The organism is Aeromonas sp. 95A (genome assembly GCF_051919235.1).
In the GTDB taxonomy this organism is placed as follows: Bacteria; Pseudomonadota; Gammaproteobacteria; order Enterobacterales; family Aeromonadaceae; genus Aeromonas; species Aeromonas veronii.
In genome coordinates this window covers 206,872-233,444 of record NZ_JBQBFC010000001.1, presented here as the reverse complement: position 1 = coordinate 233,444, position 26,573 = coordinate 206,872, and the positions used below count along the sequence as shown (strand labels likewise).

Here is a 26,573-nt window from a genome sequence, read left to right as displayed (position 1 = left end):
CTAGTCATTTCTATCCCTTTACCTAACGCCCTAATCAGCCGACGCGTCAGCGATCGGCTGAATTTGATTGTTAGCTGTTTCTGCCTCATCTGAGGTTGTCTTAATAGCATCACGATGAAAACCTTGGGCGGATACTGCAAAAACCGCGAGCCCACTGACAAAGATGTATATATCTATTCCGGAAATCATCTGCTTGGCTTCTGGCCAAAATATTCCAGCAACCAGAAATAAACCACACACAATGCCACTAGCTTGAAATACAGCATTTATCATTACGGCATGATTGAATTCATTCTTGGTTTTCCAACAACGCCAGCTATAAACCGCAATAAAAATTAGACCTAAAATTGCCGAAGGAATTAGCATCACTTTATCCACGACGCTGCCCCCCTTTAGGTGTGTTATTAGATGGAGGTTTTGACCCTCGCTTACTGTCATTCACAGATTCACCCAGAACAGCTCCGGCAATTCCCCCGATAATAGCGCCGACTGGACCTCCTATTGATGCACCAAGAATGGCTCCACCAACTGCCGCTCCGGTTGTTCGAGTATTTTCCTCTTCAGACCTTTTGTTTTTGTCAGTCATAAGTATTCCTATGATATACAGCTAACGCCCTGTTAAGGTGTGAGCAACGCAATACCGAAGTCGCCGCATACCACCTTAATCACTTAAAACAACGCATAGTGAAAATGCCACGCTTTGCGAATCCCTCTTGAATAGTTTGTTAGCCATTTAACTTGATGAAATACTTGTCACTGCTCAACGATTCGAAACAGTATTTCATTGATAGCTTTTCCCAAAATGAAAAACCGTCGATTATTTCAACAAACACTTTAGTAATGCCATCCTGTGTCAACTTTTTCTCGACGTGCGCGAATAGTGCCATTCCAACATTTTTCTGCCGGCAAGACTTACAAACATAAATTTTGTATATCTCAGGACTTTCATCACATCCAACAAGCGTTAGTACACCGACTGGTATATCGCCATTTAAAGCAACGTAATACTTCAGAGGTGACATCACAGACCAGATATCTGTAATGTTAGTTTCTTGATCTAAATTCAACTCACACTGAATTTGCTTGAGGAGTACATTTTTTGAATCTATTTCGACTACAGAAGTGCCTTCTATTTCAATTATATTCACTTAAACTTCCTTCTTAATGGCTAACGCTTGCAGCATGCGCGCCTACGGAATGGAGCCGAAGGCGAAATGTAGTAGGCGTCGCCGTGCCTGCACTTGTTAGAACTGTTGAATAACACTTTTTGCCCAATCTCTGACTGTGCTTTCGTACTGCTCTTTCGTTGGGCAGCCCATAGACTGACGAGATGTGTGTTTGACATAGGCGACGTTTCCCGAAAAGTTCAAAAATTCAACGCAAATGCGCACAGCAAGGTGTGCCAGTTCACCGCATGCTACGACATGGGAGAGCCCATCAATTTCAGAGAACAACCGCTGAATGTTCTGTTTCGACGTAACTTCAATACAATTTGGCACCGACCTTTTTGTACTTTTCTTATATTCGACTTGTGGCCATGCATTTGTGATCAGGTAATCGTACCGATTTCGAGAAGTAAAAAGGTCGCCTCGCATTTGTACGAGGTGACACAATCCGTCCTCCAGCACCCTTCCCGTCTGGCCAGCACAAGGCCGTCCTTCACTCTCCTCAAAGCGGCCGGGGCAGATAAATACGAAGCCAACTTGGCCGGAATCTTTGGGCCGTTGGATATGGCAGTGAGTACCTTGCTCAGTCATACGCTCGATCATAGTTCTAACAGTGATTAGATGGAAAGCGGTGCTAATCCGTTAACAGAGCCTTCCGTATAACTCCGCTCTGCCCTGATAGTAACCACACAAAAATAAAATTAAATCAAAACAAAACATTACCAATCTGTCTCTGATACTTGAGCGTATTCGCTTGACCTCCTCTTTTTGCTCTATCATTACTACTGTATATAAAAACAGAATAGGGGTCAGCCATGGAAGACGCCAGCAAGCCCCGCCTGCGTGAACAGGTCAGGACAGTGATGCGTTTACATCACTACAGCATCCGCACTGAAAAGCCCTACTTGTACTGGATCCTCAATTTCATACGCTTTCATCAACTGCGACACACGCAGGAACTCGATTCTGCTGAGGTCAATGCTTTTCTCACCCGGCTTGCCGCCGAACGAAATGTGTTGCCGATTGACAACCAAAAAATTAGTACAGCCACCATGTTGAGTAACGAATAGCCACTCGCTTACCTATCTCATCAGGCAAGGCTACCGCCCCTGAGTTACAGCCCTCAGCTCGCTGCTGTTAACCAACCTGGTGTCACGAATCGCTCCCATGACGCTTCCCTGAGAGATGGATTGTCGTTTGGCTATCTTAAGGGAGTAGTTCGAGACATGGAAAGAGGAAATGGATAAAAATATGAGCAGGCTCAATGAATTAGTGAGCGACTGCTTTGTTAAACTGGTAGTTTGGTTAGCAGAGGATACGGATATGTCCCTCACCCAGCCCCTTTGCTACAGGGTGAATCACCCCGACTTCTTTAGACACTTCGAAGCCGTTCAGGACTGATCCCGCGTCAGTAACTTGGCCGACGGGTCTCTCCTAACGGGTTCAAAGTGGATAGCTCACACTCTGAGATGAATTCTGATTGTGCCGTGCCCACCGGCCCTGCCTCCCTTGCTACGCCACGTCTTGACCTGCGTAGCTAAACTCTGGATCGTATATTCACATAGAACGCAGTTCTATGTGGAATTTATGAAAGTAAAGACGGCTTCCGATGAGACGCATTTTTACAAATGGCGATAAGGAGGATAACGCACTGAAAAAGAGGCAGCATGAAGTTCAATTCCAGCCAGTAAAATAAAAAACGTTTTTTGTTTTCATGAAAAAATTCCTTTTGGATTTGAAAACAAACGGGGGGGCTAGGCTTTTTAAAATTAATGTTTGATGCTTTCATACCTACTTATTTTCGAGATGTCAATCGATGAGGATAAGAGTAGATTTATCCTCATCGAGCCGGGGGATTGTTAAGGGGGTGCAATATATCACATGCAATACTTATATATATGTAGTTCATTGCACCATTGCATCCAATTAATTGGAGGATGTGGATGAATCTGCTAAATGTGCGATAGCAATGCCATCTGTTAATACATATTCAGTCCGTTCAGATGTCGCCCCCCTTGTCACCCAACCATTATCGACACATTTTTTTATGTAATTTTTTGCCTGCCGTTCTTTTACAGAGAAATACTGGCAAAACCTCTTGGTCAATGTGGTGGCAGAAATCGCCTCCTGGCCTTCCAGTGCCTCCAGCAGCCCATCCATCAGCTTGTCGCGCTCCTCCCCGATGGCACTGACTAATGTCAGCCCAATACGATTAAGGAGTATTTCGTCAGGTGTTTCAACCGCCCTCGCACTGAACGTCAGGCTGTAGCGAGCGCCCTGACCCTCTCGCGTCCCCAGTGAGATGACACCATCGGCCTCACCATGAATCGAAGAAGCTCCCCGCATGCTCATTACGCCAGCGTTAACCCCGCCTGCATTAGGCGAAGCCTTTCTTGCGTGATGAACGATGATGTGTGCAGCTGAGCCGCTGATTTTTCGAATGGCTCGCATCACCTGACCCATTTCGCCATTGTTGTTTTCCTCTGCATTATGCATCCGAGCGAGGACATCCCAGATGATCAAATCCGGTTGAATGTCGTTGACAATATCTATTATTGCCTGTGATGCCATAGGATCTAATACATCACTCGATTTATAATCGCCGCACCGCAAGAATGTTTTAATGTTTTTTGCATCTCCCAAGTTGGTCTGTGCCGACATGGTGTAGTACCGCTGCCAAAACAATCTGTCATTGACCTCAAAATCCATATACAATACGAGCGCTGGCCTTTTAATTTCCCAATTTAAAAATACACTACCGCTGGCTACAGCCAAGCCCAACTGCGTTGCAAGCAACGATTTACCCGTTTTGGGCGAGCCATTAATAATCCACTGTTCGCCTTTTTCAATCAGATTATCCACCACCCAATTAGGGCGTTGCTGGCTGGAAATTAATCCAGCAGCAGGACTGAAATTATAATGTTTTTCATTATTCATAAACATACCTATATTATTGTGGTGACTTAGTACTATGTTGATATGTCTCATCGTTTACATATATGCATAAGCTAATCATGCGTATATGTATAATTAACTACCCCGTGTTGTTGCAGATACAGTGTTTTTATGTCTGATATTGCGCTATCAGTATGAAGGGCATGGATAATCAGGTATAAAAATGCCACCAACAATGGTGGCATTGGTCGTCTGTCCTCGATCAGCAAATGAGCCCGAGCGCCCGAAGGCGTTGGAGCGCCCGATCCTGTGCATCGTTCGAATAATCGGCTTCCAGAGTGATCCGAGCAAGGCGCTCAACCAGCCGCCTGCCACTTTCATCGAGCCTCACAGACACATCGAGCAATGACACTGTGTATTGAGTGTTACATGCCGATGCCAACGCAGCAGCCAGCACCCTGCTAGATCCGGTGCGCGGGTGTTCTGAAATGATTGCCAAAATTTCGTTTAGAATTTTCATCTATTTCCTCTATGTTGTTAAACAATATGGTGCCTTTTCGGCTGTCATAAATTCTGCTGGTTAGATACTGGTTGTGATGTAAACGCCCTCGATTGATCAGCACCAAGCGATGTTATGGCTGCGTTTTGTGTAATAACAAATAATCATCTAAACATTTTTTATGTCTGGTATTTCGCCATCAATATGGATGACCGTCACCGATATATAGGCATCAAGGTAGTTCCTCCTCGTGCCTCGTCAGACTCCACCTTGACCCCTATATTCGGCTCCTTTGTCATGCCATATTAATCGCTTCATACCCTCCATAAAAATGGGTTCTCCACCCCACTCCGGTCGCTGCGCAACCTACGGGGGTTCCGGGTTCGCTACTCTCACCACACCCACATTCTTACGTTCGTAAGAATGTTTTACCCCGCGTTCTTACACTGTGTTGGCTCTGCGTTCTTACGGTTGCGACGAAGGCGTTCTTACGGTTGCGCCCCAGGGGGATTTGCCATGCTGTGATAGCAGCAAGGCAGTCCCCCTGTAGCCGCTCCCTTATCGGGATAAGTCGTCATCGGCATCGCGATGCCGATTGATGAATGCCGCCATGCCTCTCGGCGTTGTTGGGGCAGTTGAATCTGCGCTCGGCGAAGGCTCAGCCACTTTTGTGGGTGTAGCTTCCTGGCGATAAGTTTTGTTATCCACAGAAAGCTCGGCGTGCGTTGTCCTGATATGGCTCAGGTCAGCATCCGCTGGGCAAGTGGGTAACACGTTACCATTAGCGGATTTACGATTGCCGTATTTGTCCACAGAAGACGTTGCCTGATGACCCATGATGTAGGCAATGCGCTGCCGGTCGAGCCCAGACGCTTTGAGCTCAGAGCCCATCTGATGGCGCCAGCTGTAAAAGGTCGGCAGCGATTTTCGCGCCGGCCAGAGGTTTTTGCCCGCCGCACGCAGCTTGTCCTGCAATGAGCCAATTTTTGCTTTCTTTGCCTCGGTCACCATGAGTTGCAATTTCTCTGGCGACAGCGTGTCAAACTGTAAGACCCTATCTGCACCACGTTTGCCATCATGACTTTTTTTGGCTCCGATAACGGTGAGCCGATTACCCTGCGCAGTTATGGTGGCTAGTTCAGCAGGTCTTATCCCCGCGCGCATAAACAACAATATGGCCGCCAACATAGCGCTGTCATTACGCGCCTTAAAATACTGAATCAGTGCAACGAGATCATCATTATCGACCTTTTTAACTCTTTTTTGTTTTGCCTTAACCGGTATATCTGGCCTACTCAGGGCTTGAATTCGCTCGGCCGCGTCGGGAAAATTCAACAATTGTTGATGATATACCAGTGCACAGCGCAGTTTTCGCCAATAGCCAGGACTGCATTCTGAAGCGCGAGCCAACAATTCATCCGCAATGTTTTTTGCTGTGATATTGAGGCCCTTTTTCTTTAGGGTTTCATAATGATTTTTTGCCAGTCTTTCATATTCCTTTTCCGTTGCCTGTGTAGCCATTCGGTCATCTCCCAGAGCGCTTGAATAACGCCTTCTTTAGATAGTGGGCAGGATTTCCCCACCCACGACGTGGATCCCTTTATTAAAGGTGCGATTTAGTTTTAAATTAATGCTGAATGCGTGATGTAGACAGTGATTTACTGCGCCACAGAAATTCGCTGCATTAAAACACTCATCAATCTCTGCATGACAGCAGGAGTTGCCAGTAATGCGTCGACATCGAATTCGCTTTCTGTGTTTTTATCTTCAGTTTTTGGATTACAGCTCGGCACAGTAACTTGAGCCTGCTGACCAGCCATACAGGCATTAAATACCGTGTCAGCCCTACCCCTATAATCAGGGGCGTCCTCCATCAACCACTTGCCATAATGGCGTACCACCATTTCCGTACCGGTGTGCCCCATCTGACGGGCTATCCACTCGATGCTGATCCCCGCCGAGAGCAGTTGGCTTGCATAGGTGTGCCGAAATTGAGATGGCCCCCGATAACGCACCCCAGCAGCCTGACAGAACGGCCTGAAAAACCGCTCACGGAACTCATCAACCGAGGCATAACTGCGCCTTTTGGCGCTGTAGTAAGCCAGCAGGGTGCGTTGTTCACTCATCTGAGTGCGATTGTCCGACCTCGTGACCGTAATCTTCTTAGCCTTACGATGCTCCGCTAGCCTCATCAAGGTTTTGAGAGATCCAACAGCCTGTTCTGACAGCTCTATCGTGCGAATAGATCCCCTGGTTTTGGGCGTTTTGTACTGCCCATCAACCAACGCAAGGTCAACCAATAAGGTCTTCTTGTCGAGATTGACCGCCTCCGCACTGACCGCCATTAACTCACTGATGCGCAGACCCGTAGAGATACCGAGTTGGATGAGTGACACCTCCAGCAAATGGGTGCTTTTCAGGGCGAGAAATGCCTTAATTTCGTATTGATAAAATGGATCAGGTTCGTCCACCTCAAATTTACATTTTTTAATGCCATCCATTGGACTGGTATGAATAACACCATCGCTGACAGCTCGTGCAAAGACTTGTCTCAATATATCCAAATATTGGTTAATGGTATTTCCTTTATATTTTTTGTTGCAAAATTTCACTACGAGTAGTTCAATGTCACTCGCACGATATGACGTCAGCGGTTTATCACCAATCCATTTTATCAACTGTTCTGCTTTACGCTTCGAAATGTCATAGGTTGTCTGCGCATACTGGTATTTTTTGATTTCCAGGTGCTGACGAATGGCTGCCGCCAGTGAATGCTCATCAACAATGACTGAACGCACAGTGTTGTGTTTAGTTTTTTGTTTTTGAACGGTCCTTTTATTGGTTTGTTTGTTCATAATTACCCTCATTACAGTTATAAATACTCCTTCAATTACAAAAACAGCAATAGCAAAACGTGATGCTCACGCATCGATACCGAGAGGGTAATAGTGCACCTAAAAACAGCGATATAAATTACTCTGTGACGCTATAAACAGATAAGTTTCACCTCAAAATCCTGTTAATTTGTCAAATGCCAAGTATACATTAGCGATAGCTGATGTCATTTAATCGATATAATCAAATGTTCCCGTCAGATTTTTACTCAACATTGCATCAAGCAAATACCATGTGTTATTCACTTCACCCGAATTTGGGTAATAACAACCCGTTCAGCGTATCGAAGATAGCTGTGATATTGGTGGTATTTTTTAAATCTGAAGGGGTGATAACCCTTGTTTGAACGAGATAAACGTGTCGGTGTGTTCTACGCCATATTCATTTCGTTTCGATCCTTCGTGTTTACTGTCGTTGTTATGTCCTTGTTAGCAGCTTTATCAGCATACTACAACGATTGAGGCCCACCTGTCAATGTGAATAATTCACAAAGAAAAAGAAATGTCAACATGTTTTTATTAGGTTTTTTAAATATTTTCCAGTGCGCTTAAAATCATTATAAATCATGAGGATAGGGCGCTACTCGTCCCATTAAACCGCCGAGAAATGCTCTCATATTGGTTTTTTCATGGGGGGTAGACAGCCCTGTTACCCAAAAAATATGCGTCATCTTTACGGTGATTTTCCCCCTGACAGCAGGTGGTGGGGTATCAGGTCGGTAGGAAGGGATTGGATTTTCTCATTCAGCAGCCTAATGTTCACACGTTTGCCATAGCGGCCAAACGTCAGGCCGTTTTTACTGTGTCCCGCAAGTTCGGCTACAACATGCTCAGCGACATCCGCCTGCTGTAACTCATCGATGAAGGTATGCCGCAGCCCGTAAAGCGTGGGACGGCCCTGACCTACGATGCCAGCCTCATTGAGGTGGCGTTGGAAGCGACAGGTGATGTTATGCGCCCAGTCGTCGTCTTTGCCTGATGGTTGGTCATCGAACAAAAATACCTTCCCTTGGCTGCGACGACTCTCCACATAGTCCAGGAATTGATGTCCGATCAACGCACTGTGCAGTGGCACGGTACGGTACGCATTGGCAGTTTTGAGCTGCTGATCCGCTTCTCCCGCATCGACTACCAAACACCAAATCCCCTCGACCTGTTTGATATTTTGCGTTTTGAGCTGGCAAGCCTCGGAGGGTCGCAGCCCGGCATACAGGCACAGCAAGGGTACCCACCAGTCTTGGATCCTCAATTTTTTGCCTTTCTGAGATTGTTTGCTGCGCAGGCTGGCAAACAGCTGAGCCAGTTGAGGGCGATACCAACGCACTCGCTCCTCATCCGCCCGTTTGTTCGGCTTTTTACCTGCCGTCAGCCCATCGAATGGGTTACGACTGCAATAGTCCAGTGCCACGCACCAACGGAAGAACTGTTTCAGGGCAGCCAGATAATCGGTCTTAGTTTTGAAACTGATGTCGCTCTTGCGAAGCAAGATGTTGCGATACTCCTGTGCCAGCGCGGGCGTCACCTCATCGACTTTAACCCCTTTGGCCCAGGTGACGAAGGCGTTGATCCGAAGTTGGAGCTGGCCCATCGTCTTGTGCTGGATCCCCTCACTGGCTTTAGTCTCGATGAATCTCGCCAGTGCATGGCTGAGCGTGATCCCACTGCTAGGGCAAGCTGAGGCATTAACAGAAGGTTCACGAGGTGTGGAAGGTGTTTGAGGAGGGATGAACCCCGCAGCTTTGAACGCGTCTAGATCGGCGCGGATCCAGCGATAGAAACTGCGAGGGGAAGTATCAGCAGGGGTAGCCGCGATAAGTGCGCGAGTACGAGCTGCCACAGCCAGGTTTCGGTCTACTGCGAGCTGACGATCTTTGGTGCAAAGGGAAGTACGGATAGCGAAGGGCAAGCCACGGTCACGTAATGACTTAGGCAGCGGGAGACGAGTGTAGTAGGTGCCGGAGGCATTTTTACTCAGATACATGATTGTTCCACCCAGTTGATCCAGGAAAAAAATCACGTAAGTCTAGAAATGAAAAAACCCGTTGAAATTCAACGGGTTATATTTGGCGGTGAGGGAGGGATTCGAACCCTCGATACGTTGCCGTATACACACTTTCCAGGCGTGCTCCTTCAGCCACTCGGACACCTCACCAAATTTTGGTCTGTGGTTTAACGTGTTCAGCCAACACGGTGTTCGCTACGCTGTTGCGCTGGAACGGGGCGTAATTTAGGGGAAAGCCCCGCCCGCGTCAACGGCTTTTTTCACCTGGCGAACCGTTCGAACACTTAATGCACAGATTCCGGTGCGACCTGGATTTCCGGCAGATTGAGGAAGCCAGAACGTTCGCATTCGGCAACCAGTTCGTGGGTGGCAGCGATGGTGCTTTGCACGAACAGCAGGAACTGCTCGACGCTGAGTCCGGCCTTGGTAAAGACGGTGTGGCCGACCACCAGCCGCGGCAGGTTGTCATCGATGATATCGAGGAACACCTTGAGGGAGGGGTACTGCATATTGAGTCGGCCCAGTTCGGCAACCAGCGGCAGCATTGCGGAGGGGCGCACTTCCAGCTCGGAGGAGAACAGCAGGCCTTCCTCTTCCACGAAGATCCGGCTTTCCTGAATACCATCGACCGACTGCAAAGAGACAATGTGGATACCGTGACACTGGTCGCAGACATAGTGCTCGATACGAGCCTGTTGCAACCAACGCATTATCATTTCGGAGCTGGGGATATTCATCATTTCCACGACAAGATTGGGATCAAGGGGCGCAGTCTAAACCAATTTGCTATCAACAAAAAGCACGCCAACCCGATAACCCTGCGCCTCGCTTCTTTTTGGCAAGCGCTATGCATATACTCAGCCAAATCCACGATGACGCTTGCCCCACAGGGGGCCCCATGACTATCCAAGAAAAGTATCGCCTTCATCTGAAATCACTCTCGGATGAGCTGCTCACCCTGCAAAAACCCATCCGCATTCTGGATGCCATCAAATGGCCACGCCATCTGCAGGATCGCTTTCTGGCAAGCGGTGGCAGGGAGCTGCCCGCTATCGACAGGCACTTCTATGATGCCCTCCCCCTCGGCTTCGATCCGCGCAACAAGTATCTGGAGCTCAAGGAGCTGCGGGACCGGATCCGCAGAAAACTGGGGCCACAGGACGATCTTGGCCGGATCCTGCAAGAGACGGTCGATCAGTACATGGTGGTGATCGAGATGCTGCGCCAGCGCGGCCAACCCGATTTTCAGCGTTACAGCCAGCTGCTTTATGGCTCTGCCAGCGATCACCTGCGTGGGGATCGCAAGACTCTCAAGGAGCTGGGCTCCCGCCTGTGCGATATATTCTCCCTGCCCGGCGCCCGCCATCTGGTGCGCCCCTACCCCAAGGAGTTCGAAGGAGAAGCCGCGGTCGCCAAACTGCAGGGCAAGCTGTCGAGCTACTTCAGTGACGGCACTGTGCAGGTGAAGCTGAGCGATGGCATCGTCTCCGATGCCGCTGCCGGTGGCGACTACATCAAGCTCAACTCCCACGCCCGTTTCTCCGAGCTGGACTTGCAGGTGCTGGAGGTACACGAGGGGTGGGTCCATGTCGGCACCACCCTCAACGGTCGCCAGCAGCCCTATGCCACCTGGCTGAGCGCCGGTTCACCGCGGATCACCGCCTGTCAGGAGGGGCTGGCTGTCCTGATAGAGACCCTCACCTTCAGCTCCTTTCCGGATCGGGCCAAGCGCATCTCCGATCGGGTGATGGCCATCGACATGGCCGAGCGCGGCGCCGATTTTATCGAGGTGTTTCAGCATTTCGTGCAGCAGGGCACCAGCGAGCACGACGCCTACAAGATCACCCAGCGGGTCTTTCGTGGCGGCATGGTGGGCGGCGGTGCCTGCTTTACCAAGGATCTCTCCTACGTGCGTGGCTATGTGGAGACGGTCAACTTCATCCGCAGCGCCGTACTGGAAGGGGTGCCCGAAATCCTGCCGATGCTGTTTGTCGGCAAGGTGACACTGGATGACATTCCGGTGCTCTATCAGCACTATCTGGAGGGGCTGATTGCCGCTCCCCGCTATTTGCCGCCGATGTTTCGCGATCTCACCGGCCTCTATGTCTGGTTCGGTTTTGCCTCCGGCATGTCGCTGGTCGATATCGGCCGGGTACAGCACCATTTTCGCCAGCTATTTCAACGCCTGCCGGTGGCCGACCCCATCATTGCGCCGGTGGATATCGAGATAGACTGAACCACAGCGATACAAGTTGGGGAAAATAAAAAGGGCGCCAGATTGGCGCCCTTCTCGACGATTCAATTATCGCAGCCGACTTACTTGTAGGCCCGACCTTCGAGATAGTGTTTGCGACAGAGTGACACATAGCGATCGTTGCCGCCGATCTCCACCTGCTCGCCATCACGCATCACCTGCCCCGCTTCGTTGACCCGGGAGTTCATGTGAGCCTTGTTGCCACACCAGCAGATGCTCTTCAGCTCTTCAAACTTGTCGGCCAGACAGAGCAGATGGTAGGAACCGGGGAACAGCTCGCCGCGAAAATCGGTCTTGAGACCATAGGCCATCACCGGAATATCCTGCTCATCGACGATGCGAGCCAGCTGGTAGACCTGCTCACGGGTCAGGAACTGGGCCTCGTCCACGATGAAGACATCGATATGTTTCTTCGCATGGCGCGCTTTCACCATTTCAAACAGATCACAGCTGTCGCTGAACACGTCCACCTTCAGCTCAAGGCCAACCCGGGCACTGATCACCCCGACCCCAAAACGGTCATCAATGGCTGGCGTCATCGCCAGAGGATGCATGCCCCGCTCCAGATAGTTGAAGTGCGCCTGAATGAGCTGGGTAGATTTGCCTGAATTCATGGTGGCAAATTTGTAGTGCAGTGAAGCCATGATACTGTTCCGAAACTGAATTTATGGGGCGCATGCTAACCAAAGCCCCTGACAAAACCAAGGGGCCCGCGGGCCCCTTGCTCTATAAATGTTACGCGGTGGCCAGCACTGGCCGCGCTTTGGCCTTTTTCAGGTGATAACCGGTAAAGAGCACGAACCAGAGTGCGCTGACACTGAAACCGGCCAGGCTGGAGTGCATCAAGCCCATCGCCAGGTAACCGATGGCCGCACCGAAGGCGATGGCCAGTGCATAGGGCAGCTGGGTCATCACGTGATCGATGTGATGGCAACCGGCACCGGTAGCAGAGAGGATGCTGGTGCTGGAGATGGGTGAGCTGTGATCCCCGAACACCGAGCCAGCCAGTACCGCTGCCAGCATCGGCAGCATCAGGCTGATGTCGCTGGCGGCGGCCATGTCACCGGCCAGCGGCAGCATGATGCCGAAGGTACCCCAGCTGGTGCCGGTGGCAAACGCCATGGCACAGGAGAGGATAAAGACCACGGCAGGCAGCACTTCGATCGGCAGGTTGCCGTTAGCCAGCGAAGCCAGGTACTTGCCGGTCTCAACGTCGCGCACCACGGCACCGATAGTCCAGGCGAACAGCAGGATGTTGATGGCCGGCAGCATGGCCATGACGCCTTGCGGCGCGGCCTTGATCCAGTTCTTGGCACCCAGCTTCAGGCGCATCGCCAGACCGATGGAGACCACCAGACTGCACAGGGCACCGTAAACCAGCGAGGAACCGACGTTGGTGTTTTCGAACGAACCGAGCACGCTGAACGGCAGCCCTTTCTCGCTCAGCACCGCAGCACCGGAATCGATCATGAAATAGATGGTGGCGGCGGTCAGGGTCAGGATCGGCAGAACCATGTCAATCATGCCGCCGTTGCTCTCCTCCGGGCTTTCCATATCCAGACCGATGGGGCGGCCCTTGGACTCATCCCACAGCTTGCCTTCCAAGGCCCACGCTTCGTGTTGACGCATCGGGCCGATGTCGAGTTGGAATGCAATCACCACCAGCACCATGATCAGGGTGAAGACGGCGTAGAGGTTCATCGGGATCATCTCGACAAATGCCGCGATGGGGCTCTGCTCGGTCAGACCGTGGGCCGCCATGATGCCGCCAACCAGGGCGATGATATAAGCCCCCCAGGAGGAGATGGGCATCAGCACGCAGACCGGCGCCGCGGTGGAGTCCAGCAGATAGGCCAATTTGGCACGGGAGATCTGGAAGCGGTCGGTCACCGGACGGCAGATGGCACCCACCGACAGGCTGTGGAAGAAGTCATCGATAAAGAAGGCAAACACCATCATGCCGGTCAGCGCTTTGGCGCCCTTGCGGGTCTTGGCACGACGCTCGGCCCACTCGGCAAAGGCACGGGTCGCCCCGGAGACGCTCATCAGGCTGATGAGGCCACCCAGCAGCAGCATAAACAGGATCATGTTGACGTTGTCACGATTGAGCGCGCCATCGACCCAGAAGATCTTGAGCACGGTATTCAACATGTAATGCAGGGATTCGAGGGGTGAAAACTGATTGAGCAGCAAACTGCCGGTGACGATGCCCACACCAAGGGACAGCAGCACGCGGCGGGTCATGATCGCCAGCGCGACAGCCAACAGGGGGGGAAGAACGGACCAACCGGAGTCGGCGAAATGACTAATGTCCATGATCTCTTTGCACCTAAAGATTACAGGTGGAGATCTACCGAGAGGATCTAAAGAAACAAAACCTATGGGGAGGTCATACTCCTCAGCCCCTTCAGGTAGCGCTCCATAGTGGATGACTATGGCAGTCCTGCACCTATTAGATGCAGAACCAGCAGCCCGGTATGATGGCCTGGCCACTTCGGCGCTGACTCCTTTCCTTGTGCATCACAGGCATCACCCTCCGCACAAATACTCATAGGCAGCGCGCCTCTACTTAAAGGTATTCGCCGCACATTTTATCGAGATGGCAGCTTATAGCAAGTTTTTTGATTAAATAGTCACGATAAACATATCAAGGTCGTAAAATGGTAGTCAAATGATGCAACAACGCCTGTTTTGACGCTATTTTCACCTACTGCGGTTTCATTGGCATCCAATCACCAAGCCTATTGCTGGCCATATTAAATATCTGTATTGATGTTCCCCACGGATATAATATTTAACCCAGCTTGACTTATTTAAATCACCAAGCAAGAATCAGCTGGAACATAATATTTTTCTCTGACTCGACGTGGTAACTCCTATGAATGAATTTTTAAAGGTACTGCTTAATATCCGCAGTCTGCGTGCGACCTGCCGCGAGCTTTCTCTGGAACAACTGGAAGAGGCACTGGAAAAACTCTCTACTATCGTTGCTGAACGTCAGCAGGATGAAGCTGCCGAGCGTCAGGCCCGTGAAGAGCATCTGCGGAAAATTAACGAATATAGCGAAATGCTGAAAGCCGCCGGTATTGACCCGGCAGAATTGGTAAGCGCTGTCGCTACCAACCCCGGCAAATCAGAAAAAGCAAAGCGGGCGCCACGTCCTGCCAAATATCGCTATCAGGATAATGGCGTAGAGAAAACCTGGACCGGCCAGGGCCGTATGCCTTCGGCTATTGCCAGCGCAGTGGCAGCAGGCAAATCACTGGAAGACTTTGCTATCTGATCTCAATCTCGTTGCTAATAAAAAACCTCGCCAAGGCGAGGTTTTTTATTGCCGCTTAAATGTGACATATCAGATAGCCGATTGCGGGCGATCTGCTGCCTTGACCCACAGCACTTCACGATCCCCTGCTACGCAGATGAGATAGCGGGCAACGGTAAAGAACCAGTCACTCATCCGGTTCAGATAGGGCAGCACCTCGGGATTGACCCGCTCTTCCCGGCTCAATGTCAGCAGCAAGCGCTCGCAATGACGCACCAGAGTACGCACCACATGCGCTTGCGCCGCGGCACGGGAACCACCGGGCAATATAAATTGGCGCAGCGGTAGCAATGGCTCACTATAACGATCTATCTGCTGTTCAAGGCGAGTGGTCCAAGCGGCATTAACCTGCCAAATCGATTCATTCTGGGCGTCACTGGAGAATGCCAACTCCCCCCCAGATCAAACAACTCCTGTTGCAACAGCTGTAAATCAGCCAATAAACCGATCTCTTGCGACGGCACGTCACAAATCAGCAAGCCAATATGGGAGTTGAGCTCATCGATATAACCGTAGGTCTCGACCCGCAAATGATCCTTTGGCAACTGGATACCATCGGCCAGCCGGGTCATGCCCTTGTCGCCCTGCCTCGTATATATTCTCATACCGACATCCTGTTAATAATGGGAATAATCATGGATTCGAGTCCATTGAGTTTGATTTCGTAAGCCAACGCCAGCGTCTGGCCCAATTTACCCGCCGGAAAACCGCTGCGCGCCATCCACACCAGATAGGGCTCGGGAATATCGATGATACGCCGCCCCTGATATTTACCGTAAGGCATCTTGTTGGTCAGGGTCAGCAGCACCTGTTCGTCGGATAGCCAATCCATATTAATCGATATCCAGATATTTATGAGTCTGGATTGAGAGTCGCCAGTTACGCGCGATACAGGTATCCATCGCCAATTGGGTGGCCCTTGGCTTCTGGCTAATCGGCTGTAAGGCAATAACCACATCAGGGCGCAGGGTCGCGGTAGCGAGCAGCGCATCCAGCTCTTCAATATGGTGCTCGGTCGCCACCGGATGCTTGATCTCGTTGGCCCGCTCCAGCGCCGAGACCAGCACAGGCAGCCCCCCTTTCATACCAATTTTGGGGGAGACGGTTACCCAGGTCTGCTCATGGGTCTTGATCTCGCTGGTGCCACTGGTTTCAATCTGCACCTGATAACCCGCCGCCAGCAGGGCTGACGAGAGTTCGTGCAGATCGTAGAGGCAGGGCTCGCCACCGGTGATCACCACATGGCGCGCCTGATAACCCAGGTCGGTAAAGCTCTTGATAATCTGCGCGGTGCTGAGTTGGCTCCAGCAATCGGATTCGTTGGAGAGATCCAGCACCGCCGCCTTGCCCACTTCACGAGCCGGATCAACAACCCAGGTATGACGGGTATCGCACCAGGGGCAGCCCACCGGGCAACCCTGCAGGCGAACAAAGATGGCGGGCAGGCCGGTAAAGATACCCTCCCCCTGGATGGTCTGGAAAATCTCGTTGATTGGGTAGTGCATCTCGATCACGGCTTGTTGCAAAAGTCGCGGATTATACCCCAAGCCACGGCAAGACGCAGGCTCACTCTGCGCTTTTCTCACCCAGCCCGGTTTTCTCAAACAGTCTGGCCATGATGCCCGCCTTGTCGGCCAGATAGTTGTTCAGGCCGCGACTGCGCAGTTCACACGCAGGACACGTGCCGCAACCGTCACCGGCAATGCCGTTGTAGCAGGTCAGGGTCTGCTGGCGCACCGTGTCGAGGTGACCATAGTGATCCGCCAGAGCCCAGGTCTCGGCCTTGTCGAGCCACATCAAGGGAGTTTCAAAACGGATACCGCGATCCAGCCCGAGCGACACCGCCTGATTGAGGGCCTTGACGAACTCGTCACGGCAATCGGGATAGCCGGAGAAGTCCGTCTCGCACACACCGGTGATCACCGCTTCGGCACCCACCTGATAGGCATAGATGGAGGCCAGGGTCAGGAACAGGATATTGCGGCCCGGCACGAAGGTGTTGGGCAGCCCGTTATCCTGCAGCTCGCAGCTGACCGGGATGTCGTCACGGGTCAGGGCAGAGACCGCCAGCTCATTGAGCAGCGTCACATCCATCACCTTGTGGGCGGCAATCCCCAGTGCACTGCCCAGACGGCGCGCGGTGTCGATCTCTTCCCGATGGCGCTGGCCATAGTCAAAGGTGATGGCGTGCACTTCATCATACCGGGCCAATGCCTGCACCAGACAAGTAGTGCTGTCCTGACCACCGCTGAAAACCACGACTGCTTTTTTCATCTTGATAACTCCTTGAATTGTCACGCGCGGCGGCCTTCGGCAAAGTCCTGCCACTGGGTATTCAACCGATTGAACAGGGTCAGCAAGGGCACATAGTGCTCCGGCCTCCCCTCCCACCGGGACAAGAGGTGATAGCCCGCCTCTATGGTAGAGAGGGCATCGGGAAAGGGTTTCTTTCGAATGGCATATTGACCGGCAATGGCACCAATGCCGATGCGGGGCAAACGGGCCAGTGTCGGGTTGCTCTGCAACATGCGATAGGCTTTGCGCCAGGTGCCGTCAAGCAAGATAAAGGCGACGGATGCGGAGCTAGAGGATTCACTCTCCCACTGTTGGCGAAGATCGGTCAGCGAAATGGCATCCTCATCCGGCCAGAGCAAATAATAACGACGGGATTGGTCAGCCAGCAGCATATTGAGCCACTCATCGCGGGAAAAGTCCTCCCCCACATGGATCTCGCACTGTTGCAAAGAGGCCGTCAGCAGTGCCGCGGTCCCCTTGGGATGTGCCACCTCGTTGGGGTGCTGCAAGATGTAGAGGGGCGTGTGATTGTCAACCGGCACAATATAATCGCACAGGCAGGCTTTGAGGGCTCGGGTGCAACGTGTACAGTATCGACTGTTCTTGTCGTTGGACTGTTTCATGTTGTCAGACAAATCTGGATTGCTCTGGGTTATCACGCTCTCTCTCACCAGCTTGCTACTCTTCTTTACCGTTCCCAATCTTCAGCTCTCCTTCGATCGGCCCTTGATCGCCGGGGGCGAAGGGTGGCGGATCATAACAGGCAATCTGGCTCATACCAATCTGTGGCACCTGCTGCTCAATCTGGGCGGCCTCGCCATCCTCTATAGCCTGTTTCGCGACTATCTGGGTGGGGCTCGCCTGCCGCTGCTGATGTTGCTGCTCTGGTTGGCAGTGGGCTTGGGGATCTGGTGGTGGTGCCCGCAGACCCAATGGTACATGGGGCTATCAGGCTCGCTGCATGGCCTGTTTGTCTGGGGGGCAATGCAGGATATCCGCCACGGACGCCGCACGTCGGGCTGGCTGCTGCTAGCGGGGATGGGGCTCAAGCTGGTGATGGACTTCTACAACGCAGGAGAGAGCCCGATCGCTACCCTGATCAATGCCAGGATACACATCGGCTCTCATCTTATCGGGGCCGGTGCAGGCCTGTTGCTCGGCCTGCACCGTATATCACTGGGTGAGCCTGTTACGCGCCAGCCAACTCGGCATTGATGCTGGCCAGCATGGCGGCCGGATCGGCAGCCTGCGTAATGGGGCGACCGATAACCAGATAATCGGACCCCGCCTCGACCGCCGCTTTCGGTGTCATCACCCGGCGCTGATCCCCGGCCGCTGAACCGGTCGGGCGAATACCCGGGGTCACCAGCTTGAACTCATCACCCAGCAAGGCTTTCAACTCATGGGCCTCGTTGGCAGAGCAGACCACCCCATCCAGACCGGATGCTTTGGTCAAGGTAGCCAGCCGGATCACCTGCTCGGCCGGGCTCACATCCAACCCGAGGGGGATCATGTCGGACTGCTCCATGCTGGTCAACACGGTCACGCCGATAAGCAGGGGGGCCTTGTCGCCATAAGGCAGTAGCGCATCTTTGGCGGCACGCATCATCCGCTCACCACCACTGGCATGCACGTTGACCATCCAGACACCGAGCTCGGCACTGGCTGCCACGGCTTTGGCAACGGTATTGGGAATATCGTGAAACTTCAGATCCAGAAAGACATCGAATCCCTTGGCCACCAGCTGGCGTACAAACTGCGGGCCAAACAGGGTAAACATCTCCTTGCCTACCTTGAGACGGCACTGGGCCGGAGAGATACGTTCAACGAACGCTAAGGCATCTGCCTCGTGCTGATAATCCAGCGCTACCAGTACTTTGGGATCTTGCATCTCACATCCTATTGCTTGTTATTCACCGTCCAGACCACGGATCGGCTTGATGGAACCCCACTGGCGACAAGACGGGCACTGCCAGAACAGCGAGTGAGTGGCAAAGCCGCACTGCCGACACTTGTGGGTTGACTTGATTTTGATCTGCTCGCCGACCAGTTGTTGCAGCAGTTCGAGGCTCTCCTTGGCAGGCCCCTCTTCCGCACTGGCCAGCTGAAAACCCACCAGCTGGTAAAAACCTTTCATCGAGGGATGACGACGCAGCTGACGCAGCACCAGTGAACGGGCCTGGCTCAGGCCATCACGCTCTTCAACCAGCTTGGCAAGGGCCAGGGTCACGCTGACACCGGCGTGATCTTCCACTGCCTTCTCAAGCAGCGGGATCAACGCAGGCGTGCGCCCCAACTGCTGATAGCACTCGAGCAATTTGGGCATCGCCTCGGAGGCAAAGTCGATATCCTGCTCGAACACCCGCAGCAGCTCCTTGCTGGCCTGCTCATACTCCCCTTCCGCCATGGCAAGCTCAGCGAGGCGCAAACTGGCCCGGGCACATGCCGGATTGATACTGAGCGCCCGTTTGAGCTTGGCCAGCCCCTCCCCTTTATTGCCCTCACGCAGCGCGATCTCGGCTTGTTCGCAATAGAAATGGGAGATGGGGTCGGCCAGCTTCTTGCCCTGGAATTTTTGCAGACGCACCGCCACATCGATGGCCTTATCCCAATCCCGCAACTGCTGATGGATGATCAACAGCTGTGCCAGCGCCGTCTCTTCAAAATCGCTGTCGTCACACAGCTCATTCCAGAGCGCTTCCGCCCGGTCCAGCAGACCAGCAGCCAAAAAGTCGCGCGCAAGCTCCTGCAGGGCAAGCTGTCGCTGCTCCCGGGTCAGTTGGCGGGTTACCAGGTTCTGGTGGATCTTGATGGCACGATCGACCTCCCCACGCTGGCGAAACAGGTTGCCGAGGGAGAGGTGTGTTTCGATGGTTTCACTGTCCACCTCAAGCAGCTGGATAAAGAGATCCACCGCCTTGTCGGATTCATCGGACAGCAAATAGTTGAGGCCCGCCACATACTGGCGGGAAAACTGGTTACTCTGTTTTTGGGTGTCCTGGCGAACACTCCTGCGACCCATGTACCAGCCATAACCGGCGGCGATGGGTAACAGCAGGAAAAGCAGTTCAAGCATTGAGGAACATTATTCCTTACCCGGTGACCGGGCCAGCTCCAACTCGCGGGATTGACGACGCATGGTGCGGTTGAGGGTGCGGTTTTGCATTTTCAGGCGCAGGAACAGCAGGCCGAATACCAGCCAGCCCAGCAAAAAACCGCCAGCGAAGAAGAAGCCCAACAGCATGGCAAGTGAAAACTCACCCTGAGCGATCAAGTAATTGAACTGAACCAGCTGGCCATTTTGTGAGCCCAGCGCCAGGGTCAGAACAAACACCAGCACCAGCGGAATGAGGGCCAAAATACGCTTCATAAGAGCTCCCTGTCAGTATCTAATGAGAGGCTGATTATCCTTAAAATCGCAGGCAGACTCTAGAGTGAATGGGAAAAGAGTTTAAGAAACAAGACGATTGGCACAGGAATCGGTGCCAAAAAGAAAAAAGGCATACCCGAGGTATGCCCATTTCTGCATTATTCAATGATGTTGACGCGCTCGCGCAACTCTTTGCCAGGTTTGAAGTGCGGGACATATTTCCCGGTCAGTTCAACCTTGTCCCCAGTCTTGGGGTTGCGGCCCACACGGGGCGCACGATAGTGCAGTGAAAAACTGCCAAATCCGCGGATTTCAATCCGGTCGCCGTTTTGCAAGGTCGACGCCATCTGCTCAAGGATCTCCTTGATGGCGGCTTCGACATCCTTGGCCGGCATATGCATGCGGCTGGCTGCCAGTTGTTCGATGAGATCTGATTTGGTCATAACGTTAAATCTCCTTCCCCGATCACATGCAATATTCATTTTGCCAGGATAAAAAAGGGCGGCGCAATGCCGCCCTTTTCTTGCATCAAGGATTACTCACCCTTGGCGGCTTTGAACGCTTCCATCATAGCATTGCTGAACACAACTTCTTCTTGCTGGTTCAGGTTATCGATAGCAACACGCTCATCAGCCTCGTCCTTAGCACGGACAGACAGGCTTACGGTGCGGTTCTTACGATCAACGCCCATGAATTTAGCTTCAACTTCGTCACCAACAGACAGCACCAGAGTGGCGTCTTCTACACGGTCACGAGCAGCGTCGGAGGCACGCAGGTAGCCTTCTACGCCGTCAGCCAGTTCGATTACGGCACCCTTGGCATCAACCTCGGTAACCTTACCCTTCACAATAGCACCTTTCTTGTTGTCAGACAGGTACTTGTTGAACGGGTCTTCTTCGATCTGCTTGACACCCAGGGAGATGCGCTCACGCTCCGGGTCCACTTGCAGAACAACGGCTTCGATCTCGTCGCCTTTCTTGAATTCACGCACGGCTTCTTCGCCCTGGTTGTTCCAGGAGATGTCAGACAGGTGAACCAGGCCGTCGATGCCGCCATCCAGACCGATGAAGATACCGAAGTCAGTGATGGACTTGATCTTGCCGGAAACACGGTCGCCTTTGGCGTGAGTTTCGGCAAACAGCTGCCACGGGTTGGATTTGCACTGCTTCAGACCCAGGGAGATACGACGACGCTCTTCGTCGATGTCCAGAACCATCACGTCAACCACGTCGCCAACGTTAACAACTTTGGACGGGTGGATGTTCTTGTTGGTCCAATCCATCTCGGATACGTGTACCAGGCCTTCAACGCCTTCTTCGATTTCAACGAAGCAGCCGTAGTCGGTCAGGTTGGTCACGCGGCCAGACAGACGGGTGGTCTCCGGGTAACGCTTAGCGATAGCAACCCAGGGATCTTCGCCCAGCTGCTTCAGACCCAGGGATACACGGGTACGCTCGCGGTCGAACTTCAGAACCTTGACAGCGATCTCGTCGCCAACGTTGACGATTTCGGAAGGATGCTTAACGCGCTTCCACGCCATGTCGGTGATGTGCAGCAGGCCGTCAACACCGCCCAGATCTACGAATGCACCGTAATCGGTCAGGTTCTTGACGATACCCTTAACTTCTTGACCTTCTTGCAGGTTAGCCAGCAGGCTTTCGCGCTCGGAGGTGTTCTCGGTCTCGATCACGGCACGACGGGAAACAACAACGTTGTTGCGCTTCTGGTCCAGCTTGATGACTTTGAACTCGAGTTCTTTGTTTTCCAGGTGAGCGGTGTCACGGATCGGACGCACGTCAACCAGAGAACCCGGCAGGAAGGCACGGATGCCGTTCAGTTCAACGGTGAAACCACCCTTGACCTTGCCGTTGATGATACCGATAACGGTAGCTTGCTCTTCGTAAGCCTTCTCAAGCTGCAGCCAGGCTTCGTGGCGCTTGGCTTTTTCGCGGGACAGCTTGGTTTCGCCGAAACCATCTTCGATAGAGTCCAGAGCCACGTCAACGGTGTCGCCGACGTTGATTTCCAGCTCGCCCATGGCGTTCTTGAATTCTTCAGCCGGGATAGCGGACTCGGATTTCAGACCGGCGTCAACCAGTACGAAACCGTTCTCGATAGCAACGACAGTACCCTTGACGATGGAACCTTGACGGGTTTCAACGGCGTTCAGGGACTCTTCAAAGAGTTGAGCAAAAGATTCGATCATTGTTTATGTCACAAATGAAACATCCACTTGCAATCCGGCACAAGCGGGGCTGTTTTAAATAATCTGCGCCATCCTTGGTGCAGACGACCGGATGTCAGCTTGCGCTGGCATCACCAAGTTGTTGCTCTGCATAGGCGAGTACTGTTGCCAGCACTTCATCTATGGTCATGGCGGTAGAGTCTACCACCAGAGCATCTTCTGCCGGTTTCAGGGGTGCAGTAGCGCGATTTCTGTCGCGATCGTCACGTTCCCGAATCTCGGTTAAAAGACGCTCAAAGTTAACATCAAAGCCCTTATCTTGCAACTGCTTATAGCGACGCTGGGCCCGTTCTTCGGCACTGGCGTCGAGGAAAATCTTCACCTCGGCCTCGGGGAAAACAACTGTACCCATGTCACGACCATCGGCAATCAGACCCGGGGCCTGACGAAATGCCCGCTGACGGCGCAGCAAGGCTTCGCGCACCCGGGGGAAGGCGGCGATTTTACTGGCAGCATTACCCACTTCTTCGGTGCGGATGGTGCGGGAGACATCTTCCCCTTCCAGGATCACCTTGACCAGATCGCCCTCAACCTGAAATTGCACATCCAGATTGGCAGCCAGCGGCACCAGTGAGGCTTCACTGTCCAGCTCTACATCGTGATGCAGGGCGGCCAGGGACAACACCCGATAGATGGCGCCCGAGTCCAGCAAGTGCCAACCCAGCTTCTCAGCAAGCAGCTGACACAAGGTGCCTTTACCTGCACCACTGGGGCCATCAATTGTCATTACGGGGGCCATCTGAGGCATAACTTCTCTCCTGCACTGTGTTGCTCCCATCCCGAAGGGGTGGGTTAATGGGCGCCGATTATACCCGAATGTGGTGAGCCTGGCAGTCATCAATCCGCACAAAGGGCCAAAACCCCGACGGACGGCTGTGCTTGTATCTCATTTGGAGATTTCATTAAGCAATGCAGGGACTTGTTCTTATGGTCGTTCCTGACAAGGCGCGCTAAACTGGCCCCCTTTTTTGAGCCGTTAGTAGTAAGGAGCAACCTATGAGCAGCGTTACCCTCGTGGCCAAATCCAAATTGCCAACCCCCTGGGGCACCTTCACGCTGGTAGGTTTTCAGGAAACCGGCACAGGCAAAGATCACGCCGCACTGGTGATGGGCGACATTACAGGTGACGAGCCCGTGCTGGGCCGGATCCACTCAGAGTGCCTGACCGGCGACGCCCTGTTCAGCCTGCGTTGTGACTGCGGTTTCCAGTTGCAGGCGGCCATGGAGAATATCGCCAAAGCCGGTCGTGGCGTGTTGCTGTATGTGCGTCAAGAGGGCCGTGGCATCGGCTTGCTCAACAAGATCCGCGCCTATCACCTGCAGGATCAGGGGGCCGATACCGTGGAAGCCAACGTGGCCCTTGGTTTCGCCGCCGATATGCGCGACTACACCATCTGCGCCGATATGCTCAAGCAGCTTGAGGTCAAGTCTCTCAAACTGATGACCAACAACCCCCGCAAGATGAAAGCGATGGAATCCTTCGGTATTCCGGTGGCCGAACGGGTACCTTTGCAGGAAGGGCGTAATCCCCACAACGAGTTCTATCTGTCGACCAAGGCCAACAAGCTGGATCACATGCTCAAAAAATGAGCCTGCATTGACGAATACCAGATAGTCAAACGCCTCCCGAACGGAGGCGTTTTTCTTGGAACGACCCAGGCTATCGCTGTGGTACGGTCAGATTGGCCAGCAGAGCTTCAAGCTCTTCACCAGTGCGGGCAGCACAGTATTGATCGACCCGCTCGCGGGTCAATTGCGGCGCGAGACGTTCAATCAGATCGTAGAGATAGCCGCATAAAAATGCCCCTCTGCGCAACCCGATAGCGGCCACACAGCCTGGTAGCCAGGGCGCCGTTTTGAGCACCAGATCGCCATCGCGCTGGGGCTCCCAGGCAAAAGTTGCCATCACCCCGATGCCCATCCCTTGTCTGACATAGGTCTTGAGCACATCGCTGTCGCTCGCACAGCAGGCGATCCGGCTCTCGGCATGAGCGCAATCAGTGCCATGAGCGGCAGAGAGCGCCCTTCCGTCAGTCACCAGCGCAAACTCCACCAGCTCGGCCGAGGTCAGCGATGTTGCTTTGGCCAACGGATGATTCTTGGGTAGCACCAAGCCCCGTTGCCACTGAAAAGAGGGGAGCATGAGCAGATCGCTCCCCTCCTCCGGTTCATCCGCCAGCAGCAGATCGGCCGCGCCATCATGCACGGCTGCGCGGCACTGCGCCGCACTCCCCTGCATCACAGTTACGGCAACTTTGGGAAAGCGGGCCATGAACCCCTTGAGGATGGCGGGCAGAATATAACGGGCTTGCAGATGAGTAGCCGCAATGGTGAGGGTTCCCTGCTCCGGATGCACATGCTGCCTGGCCATCACTTTGATGGTGGCGACCTTGTCCAACACCTCGGCGGCCACTTTGATCACATCCCGACCGATGGGGGTGATCTGGGTCAGGTGTTTGCCGCTGCGCTCGAAGATCTGGATCCCCAGCTCATCCTCCAGCATCCGCACCTGTTTGCTGATCCCAGGCTGGGAGGTAAAGAGGCTCTCGGCGGTGGCCGACAGATTCAGCCTGTGGTTCGCCACCTCGACGATATAGCGCAATTGCTGCAATTTCATGGTGTAGCCCTCAAGCGAACCCACCGTTAATAGTAACAAACTTTCAGCAATGGCCCGCCGCCATCAGGCCGGGCGCTCCTTGAGTAGAAAATCACGCAAGGCACGGTTGGCCATAGATAGCGGATCGCCACGCCGCCACGCCACACAGAGGTCGAGGTAGATGGGCGGGTCGAAGGGCACGCCACTCAGATCCGGCTCCTCTTCCAGCACCATCCGCAAGAAGGTGGTCACCGCAAAACCTTGCCGCACCACCGCCTTGAGCAGAGGGATAAGATTGCTCTCGAAGGCGATATCGGGTTCAACGCCCAGGCTCTGGGCTAGCGCCTCCATATGCTCCCGGTGGTAAAAACCACGGCGAAACAGCGCCAGCTCGTGAGCAAAGAACTGCGAGAGGGTGACGGCCGGTTCGCCGCGCAAGGGGTGATCGTCCCCCACCACCATCAACATCTCTTCGCTCAGCAGATGTGCCCCCTCGATGGCGGGGGGAAGATCACTGGTGATGAGAATGGCCAGATCGAGGGAGCCATCCACCATCCGGCTGAGCAGCTCACGGGTGCCGGCCTCTTCGACCCGGATCTTGAGGCCGGGATAGCGATGCTTGAAGGCCATCAGTCGAGGGGGAAAATAGTAGGAGCCCATCATATAGGGGATCCCGATCCGCACCTCCCCCCGCTCTAGCCCCTTGAGCTCGGCCATCTCGGCCTCGGCCTGATGCATCTGCAACAACAAGCGCTCGGCATGGCGACAGAGCACCTCTCCCTCCGGGGTGAGCCGTACCGCCCGGTCCTGTCGATCAAACAGCCGCAATTCGAGCTGCTGCTCCAGCTTGGCGATGGCCATGCTGATGGCCGGCTGTGCCACATGCAGACTGTTGGCTGCCTTGGTAAATGAGCCGGCATCCCTGACCGCCAGCAGATAGGTGAGCTGTTTCAGATCCATGTATCAATTCATCTTATGAGATGGATAACTTAAATATATTATATTTATAACCGCAAGGACTCTACCCTGACCAAA

28 protein-coding genes, 1 tRNA gene, 1 pseudogene and 1 riboswitch are annotated in these 26,573 nt (G+C 53.1%); of the genes and pseudogenes, 5 read left to right on the top strand and 25 right to left on the bottom strand.

Going from position 1 to position 26,573, the window contains the following annotated elements; genetic code table 11:
* Positions 1-30: 30 nt before the first annotated feature.
* The 3 genes from ACTG2U_RS01010 to ACTG2U_RS01000 form a co-directional block, all read right to left on the bottom strand.
* Positions 31-378 (bottom strand): hypothetical protein, encoded by a 348-nt coding sequence (locus ACTG2U_RS01010; protein ID WP_439973892.1) that lies wholly within the window; start codon positions 376-378, stop codon positions 31-33.
* Positions 379-725: 347 nt separating this feature from the next.
* A complete protein-coding gene (locus tag ACTG2U_RS01005) occupies positions 726-1,148 on the bottom strand; it encodes a GNAT family N-acetyltransferase (protein WP_439973891.1) in 423 nt (140 codons plus the stop codon).
* A 96-nt stretch (positions 1,149-1,244) separates the two neighbouring features.
* Entirely contained in the window at positions 1,245-1,757 is a 513-nt protein-coding gene (locus ACTG2U_RS01000; protein ID WP_439973890.1) for a hypothetical protein, read from the bottom strand.
* 224 nt (positions 1,758-1,981) lie between these two features.
* On the opposite strand from ACTG2U_RS01000, the gene ACTG2U_RS00995 reads away from it, so the two are divergent.
* The gene (locus tag ACTG2U_RS00995) at positions 1,982-2,236 is read left to right on the top strand and encodes a phage integrase N-terminal SAM-like domain-containing protein (protein WP_439973889.1); all 255 of its coding nucleotides are present in this window, start codon (positions 1,982-1,984) and stop codon (positions 2,234-2,236) included.
* 856 nt (positions 2,237-3,092) lie between these two features.
* Here ACTG2U_RS00995 and ACTG2U_RS00990 read toward each other — a convergent pair.
* The 7 genes from ACTG2U_RS00990 to ACTG2U_RS00960 all read right to left on the bottom strand — a co-directional run bounded on the left by ACTG2U_RS00990 (position 3,093) and on the right by ACTG2U_RS00960 (position 10,196).
* Positions 3,093-4,103 (bottom strand): AAA family ATPase, encoded by a 1,011-nt coding sequence (locus ACTG2U_RS00990; RefSeq protein ID WP_439973888.1) that lies wholly within the window; start codon positions 4,101-4,103, stop codon positions 3,093-3,095.
* A 220-nt stretch (positions 4,104-4,323) separates the two neighbouring features.
* Complete coding sequence (locus ACTG2U_RS00985; protein ID WP_016351021.1) at positions 4,324-4,581, bottom strand: hypothetical protein; 258 nt, start codon at positions 4,579-4,581, stop codon at positions 4,324-4,326.
* A 537-nt stretch (positions 4,582-5,118) separates the two neighbouring features.
* The gene (locus ACTG2U_RS00980) at positions 5,119-6,081 is read right to left on the bottom strand and encodes a site-specific integrase (RefSeq protein ID WP_439973887.1); all 963 of its coding nucleotides are present in this window, start codon (positions 6,079-6,081) and stop codon (positions 5,119-5,121) included.
* Between the two features lie 137 nt (positions 6,082-6,218).
* A complete protein-coding gene (locus ACTG2U_RS00975) occupies positions 6,219-7,415 on the bottom strand; it encodes a tyrosine-type recombinase/integrase (RefSeq protein WP_051773550.1) in 1,197 nt (398 codons plus the stop codon).
* A 712-nt stretch (positions 7,416-8,127) separates the two neighbouring features.
* Positions 8,128-9,435, bottom strand: a complete 1,308-nt coding sequence (locus tag ACTG2U_RS00970) for a site-specific integrase (RefSeq protein WP_240040055.1) — start codon at positions 9,433-9,435, stop codon at positions 8,128-8,130.
* Positions 9,436-9,518: 83 nt separating this feature from the next.
* Positions 9,519-9,606: transfer RNA gene (locus tag ACTG2U_RS00965), tRNA-Ser, on the bottom strand.
* A 134-nt stretch (positions 9,607-9,740) separates the two neighbouring features.
* On the bottom strand, positions 9,741-10,196 hold the full coding sequence (locus tag ACTG2U_RS00960; protein WP_005337119.1) for a YbjN domain-containing protein: 456 nt from the start codon (positions 10,194-10,196) through the stop codon (positions 9,741-9,743).
* A gap of 158 nt (positions 10,197-10,354) precedes the next feature.
* Between ACTG2U_RS00960 and ACTG2U_RS00955 the strand changes: the two genes are divergently transcribed.
* A complete protein-coding gene (locus ACTG2U_RS00955; protein ID WP_158110736.1) occupies positions 10,355-11,692 on the top strand; it encodes a flavohemoglobin expression-modulating QEGLA motif protein in 1,338 nt (445 codons plus the stop codon).
* Between the two features lie 80 nt (positions 11,693-11,772).
* Here ACTG2U_RS00955 and ACTG2U_RS00950 read toward each other — a convergent pair whose 3' ends face one another.
* Positions 11,773-12,354, bottom strand: coding sequence for a thymidine kinase (locus ACTG2U_RS00950; protein WP_005351181.1), 582 nt, complete (start codon positions 12,352-12,354; stop codon positions 11,773-11,775).
* Positions 12,355-12,445: 91 nt separating this feature from the next.
* Positions 12,446-14,026 carry a Na+/H+ antiporter NhaC family protein gene (locus ACTG2U_RS00945; RefSeq protein ID WP_005359896.1) on the bottom strand — a complete coding sequence of 527 codons (1,581 nt, stop codon included), beginning with the start codon at positions 14,024-14,026 and terminating at the stop codon, positions 12,446-12,448.
* Between the two features lie 88 nt (positions 14,027-14,114).
* A riboswitch (Lysine riboswitch) is annotated at positions 14,115-14,286 on the bottom strand.
* Positions 14,287-14,588: 302 nt separating this feature from the next.
* Between ACTG2U_RS00945 and ACTG2U_RS00940 the strand changes: the two genes are divergently transcribed.
* Positions 14,589-14,993, top strand: coding sequence for an H-NS family histone-like protein (locus ACTG2U_RS00940; protein ID WP_005359895.1), 405 nt, complete (start codon positions 14,589-14,591; stop codon positions 14,991-14,993).
* A gap of 69 nt (positions 14,994-15,062) precedes the next feature.
* Here ACTG2U_RS00940 and ACTG2U_RS00935 read toward each other — a convergent pair.
* The 5 genes and pseudogenes from ACTG2U_RS00935 to ACTG2U_RS00915 form a co-directional block, all read right to left on the bottom strand.
* A pseudogene (locus ACTG2U_RS00935) lies at positions 15,063-15,637 on the bottom strand (cob(I)yrinic acid a,c-diamide adenosyltransferase).
* Entirely contained in the window at positions 15,634-15,864 is a 231-nt protein-coding gene (locus tag ACTG2U_RS00930; RefSeq protein WP_005337126.1) for a DUF3820 family protein, read from the bottom strand. The pseudogene ACTG2U_RS00935 and the gene ACTG2U_RS00930 overlap by 4 nt, the downstream one beginning before the upstream one ends.
* A 1-nt stretch (position 15,865) precedes the next feature.
* The gene (gene queE / locus ACTG2U_RS00925; RefSeq protein WP_181269422.1) at positions 15,866-16,537 is read right to left on the bottom strand and encodes a 7-carboxy-7-deazaguanine synthase QueE; all 672 of its coding nucleotides are present in this window, start codon (positions 16,535-16,537) and stop codon (positions 15,866-15,868) included.
* A 61-nt stretch (positions 16,538-16,598) separates the two neighbouring features.
* Entirely contained in the window at positions 16,599-17,306 is a 708-nt protein-coding gene (gene queC, locus ACTG2U_RS00920; protein WP_005359893.1) for a 7-cyano-7-deazaguanine synthase QueC, read from the bottom strand.
* Positions 17,307-17,326: 20 nt separating this feature from the next.
* Positions 17,327-17,950: a tRNA-uridine aminocarboxypropyltransferase gene (locus ACTG2U_RS00915; RefSeq protein WP_429012626.1), complete on the bottom strand. Its 624-nt coding sequence runs from the start codon at positions 17,948-17,950 to the stop codon at positions 17,327-17,329.
* Between ACTG2U_RS00915 and rrtA the strand changes: the two genes are divergently transcribed.
* Positions 17,949-18,542, top strand: a complete 594-nt coding sequence (rrtA, locus tag ACTG2U_RS00910) for a rhombosortase (RefSeq protein ID WP_111901347.1) — start codon at positions 17,949-17,951, stop codon at positions 18,540-18,542. The genes ACTG2U_RS00915 and rrtA overlap by 2 nt on opposite strands.
* On the opposite strand, the gene pyrF is transcribed toward rrtA, so the two are convergent.
* The 6 genes from pyrF to cmk all read right to left on the bottom strand — a co-directional run bounded on the left by pyrF (position 18,517) and on the right by cmk (position 23,690).
* Complete coding sequence (gene pyrF, locus ACTG2U_RS00905) at positions 18,517-19,218, bottom strand: orotidine-5'-phosphate decarboxylase (protein ID WP_111901346.1); 702 nt, start codon at positions 19,216-19,218, stop codon at positions 18,517-18,519. The two genes, rrtA and pyrF, sit on opposite strands and share 26 nt — an antisense overlap.
* A gap of 18 nt (positions 19,219-19,236) precedes the next feature.
* Complete coding sequence (lapB, locus tag ACTG2U_RS00900) at positions 19,237-20,403, bottom strand: lipopolysaccharide assembly protein LapB (RefSeq protein ID WP_005351163.1); 1,167 nt, start codon at positions 20,401-20,403, stop codon at positions 19,237-19,239.
* A gap of 9 nt (positions 20,404-20,412) precedes the next feature.
* Positions 20,413-20,697, bottom strand: coding sequence for a LapA family protein (locus tag ACTG2U_RS00895; protein ID WP_005337143.1), 285 nt, complete (start codon positions 20,695-20,697; stop codon positions 20,413-20,415).
* Between the two features lie 158 nt (positions 20,698-20,855).
* Complete coding sequence (gene ihfB / locus ACTG2U_RS00890; RefSeq protein WP_005299934.1) at positions 20,856-21,140, bottom strand: integration host factor subunit beta; 285 nt, start codon at positions 21,138-21,140, stop codon at positions 20,856-20,858.
* 92 nt (positions 21,141-21,232) lie between these two features.
* Positions 21,233-22,903, bottom strand: a complete 1,671-nt coding sequence (gene rpsA / locus ACTG2U_RS00885; protein ID WP_439973886.1) for a 30S ribosomal protein S1 — start codon at positions 22,901-22,903, stop codon at positions 21,233-21,235.
* A gap of 94 nt (positions 22,904-22,997) precedes the next feature.
* Positions 22,998-23,690, bottom strand: coding sequence for a (d)CMP kinase (cmk, locus tag ACTG2U_RS00880; protein WP_019444698.1), 693 nt, complete (start codon positions 23,688-23,690; stop codon positions 22,998-23,000).
* A 248-nt stretch (positions 23,691-23,938) separates the two neighbouring features.
* Here cmk and ribA point away from each other — a divergent pair, with 248 nt between their 5' ends.
* Complete coding sequence (gene ribA / locus ACTG2U_RS00875) at positions 23,939-24,532, top strand: GTP cyclohydrolase II (RefSeq protein WP_005351157.1); 594 nt, start codon at positions 23,939-23,941, stop codon at positions 24,530-24,532.
* 70 nt (positions 24,533-24,602) lie between these two features.
* On the opposite strand, the gene ACTG2U_RS00870 is transcribed toward ribA, so the two are convergent.
* Positions 24,603-25,559, bottom strand: a complete 957-nt coding sequence (locus ACTG2U_RS00870; RefSeq protein WP_439973885.1) for a LysR substrate-binding domain-containing protein — start codon at positions 25,557-25,559, stop codon at positions 24,603-24,605.
* 63 nt (positions 25,560-25,622) lie between these two features.
* Complete coding sequence (locus ACTG2U_RS00865) at positions 25,623-26,498, bottom strand: LysR family transcriptional regulator (RefSeq protein WP_429012620.1); 876 nt, start codon at positions 26,496-26,498, stop codon at positions 25,623-25,625.
* Between the last annotated feature and the right edge of the window lie 75 nt (positions 26,499-26,573).